This window comes from Gordonia sp. (in: high G+C Gram-positive bacteria) (assembly GCF_020438995.1).
GTDB lineage: Bacteria > Actinomycetota > Actinomycetes > Mycobacteriales > Mycobacteriaceae > Gordonia.
Map to the genome: position 1 here is coordinate 1 of NZ_JAGQTN010000298.1, position 2,615 is coordinate 2,615.

Consider the following 2,615-nt stretch of genomic DNA (forward strand, 5'->3'; position numbering starts at 1 on the left):
GACCTACTCGATGCGAACGAGTCGCGCTACCAACTGCGCCATAGCCCCGGGCAACCGCGATGCGGTTGACCGTGTGCCACTCTAGCAGCCTTGGCGGCAGTCTTTCCAAACCGGTCGGGTCCGGGAGCGGGGCACGATACAACCGGGGGATGGGTGTGCGGTTGATGTGGATGGTGCTGTCGGTGACGCTGGTCGGGCTGGTGTGCCGGGCGCCCGTGGCGGATGCGGCGGTGCCGTCGCTCGGGGCCGATTTTCAGTTCGGGGTGGCGCAGGCCGGGTTCCAGTCCGAGGGGTACAGCCGGGACTCGAACTGGGTGCGGTACGGCGATCAGGGCAAGGTCGAGCAGAAGGTGGGCAACAGTGTCGACTTCTATCACCGGTATGCCCAGGACATCGCGCGGGCGAAGTCGCTGGGTGTCGAGATTTACCGCACCAGCGTCGAGTGGGCGCGGGTGCAGCCGTCGCCCGGACGGTACGACGATGCCGGGTGGGCGTTCTACGACCGGGTGATCCGGGCGATCGTCGACGCCGGGATGCGGCCGATGATCACCCTCAACCACTGGGTGCATCCGGGCTGGGAAGTCGATCGTGGTGGCTGGAATCGGTCCGGCATGGCCGACGATCTGGTGGCCTTCGGTGAGCGGGTCGTCGACAGGTACGAGTGGGCCGATCCGCTGTGGATCACGTTCAACGAACCGACCGAGTACGTTCGGCGCGAACTCATGTACGGCGGCACCCGCCCCGAGAACGCGGGCCGGATGGTCGACGGGATCATCGACGCCCACCGCCGCCTCTACCGACACATTCACCGAGTACAGCCGCGCGCGGAGGTGTCGACGAACCTCGCCTACTTCCCGGTGCCCGGCCTCGGATCGTGGCTGGAAGGGCTGTTTCCGGAACGGCTTCGGGACAGTATGGATTTCGTCGGCGTCGACAACTACTACTCGATCTCGGTCACCGACGTGTCCACGGCCAACGCGATCACCGGTGAACTGTGGAAGGCCACCCAGGCACCCGAAAGCATCTACTACGTGCTGCGGCATCTGGCCAAGAGGTATCCGGGAAAACCGATCCGCATCATCGAGGCCGGAATGGCGGGCGCTCCCAACGGGATTCGGCCCGATGGCTATCAACGCGGAGACCATCTGCGCGACACCATCTACTGGGTACAGCGCGCCAAGCAGGACGGCATCAAGGTGGTCTCGTTCAACTATTGGAGCATCACCGACAACTACGAATGGGGCGACTACCGGCCCCGATTCGGACTGTATTCGGTTGATGTGCAGGGTGATCCGGCGCTGACCAGGCGGCCGACGGATGCCGTGGCCGCATACCGGCAGATCACGAAGGCACGCGGCGTCGCACTCGGCTATCGCCCCACCCGCTCGCCGGTCCCGTGCTCCCTCGTCGCGATCCCCGACAGCTGCACCCACCCGGCCGTCGTCCGCTGACGCCGTTGTGCACCTAGTAGTGCGGGGAATGCGGCGGCGAGGCCCAAAGCCGCCGGGTCGGCGACGATCTGGCCGACGACGCTGCCCAGCAGCGCACCCAGCGGCCAGGTGATGAGCACCGCGACCCCGGCTATCACGTACATGGCACGGGATTTGGTCGGCTCGGCCTGGGCGGTGGTGAGCGCCACGGCCTCGGGGCCCAGTGCGCACGCGCACAGTGGGCGAGGTCACCACAAAACCGGTTGGCCGCCGGGGTTACCGGCGGGTAGTGTAGGACGAAGTGTCCGCGCCACGGTGCGGCAACGCGTCGTAGAACGCTTCGTTGCGGGTGATCAACCCGCCACCAGACTTTCGTACGGCGAACGAGCTCGCAAGCCCGCGTGTTCGCCCATTGACATCCTCCGCTCAGAACCGGGCGTCGTAGGCGTGTCCAGATAGTGAAAGCACATACTTTGACCACGACATTCGAATCCCTCGGCGTGCCCGCAAGTCTTGTGAAAGTACTTGCCGCAGAAGGGAAGACAGAAGCCTTCGAGATCCAGGCGGCCACCCTGGCCGACACCCTCGCCGGCGGCGACGTGCTCGGCCGCGGCAAGACCGGCTCCGGCAAGACCCTCGCATTCTCGATCCCCGTCGTCGCACGCCTGGCCCAGGCCAAGGCCGAAGGCCGGATCCGCCGCACCTCCGGGGCGCCGACCGGTCTGATCCTGGCCCCCACCCGCGAACTGGCCACCCAGATCGCCGCCGCCATCAGCCCGCTGGCGCAGACCGAGAACCTCGTCGTCACCACCGTGTTCGGTGGCGTCAAACAAGGTCGTCAGGTAGAGGCGTTCCGCCGCGGCGTCGACATCGTCGTCGCGTGCCCCGGCCGTCTCGAAGATCTGATGGGCCAGGGCATCGTTCGGCTCGACAAGGTGCAGATCACTGTCCTCGATGAGGCCGACCACATGGCCGACCTGGGCTTTCTGCCCGGCGTGACCCGCATCATGAAGGCCACCCCCACCGACGGCCAGCGGCTGCTGTTCTCGGCCACCCTCGACAACGGCGTCGACGTCCTGGCCCGCAAGTTCCTGCATTCGCCGACGCTGCATTCGGTCGACGAGGCGTCCTCGCCGGTGCCCGCGATGACCCACCACGTATTCGAGGTGGCCCCCGACCGCAAGA

Annotated in this window: 3 protein-coding genes; 2 read left to right on the forward strand and 1 reads right to left on the reverse strand. The window is 66.5% G+C overall.

Features of this window, described 5'->3' with window-relative positions:
• Positions 1-170 precede the first annotated feature (170 nt).
• A complete protein-coding gene (locus tag KDB67_RS21175) occupies positions 171-1,451 on the forward strand; it encodes a family 1 glycosylhydrolase (RefSeq protein ID WP_291020336.1) in 1,281 nt (426 codons plus the stop codon).
• On the opposite strand, the gene KDB67_RS21180 is transcribed toward KDB67_RS21175, so the two are convergent.
• Complete coding sequence (locus KDB67_RS21180) at positions 1,370-1,639, reverse strand: hypothetical protein (protein ID WP_291020332.1); 270 nt, start codon at positions 1,637-1,639, stop codon at positions 1,370-1,372. The two genes, KDB67_RS21175 and KDB67_RS21180, sit on opposite strands and share 82 nt — an antisense overlap.
• A gap of 264 nt (positions 1,640-1,903) precedes the next feature.
• Between KDB67_RS21180 and KDB67_RS21185 the strand changes: the two genes are divergently transcribed.
• The coding region (locus tag KDB67_RS21185) for a DEAD/DEAH box helicase (protein ID WP_291020334.1) at positions 1,904-2,615 on the forward strand (712 nt) is incomplete at its 3' end.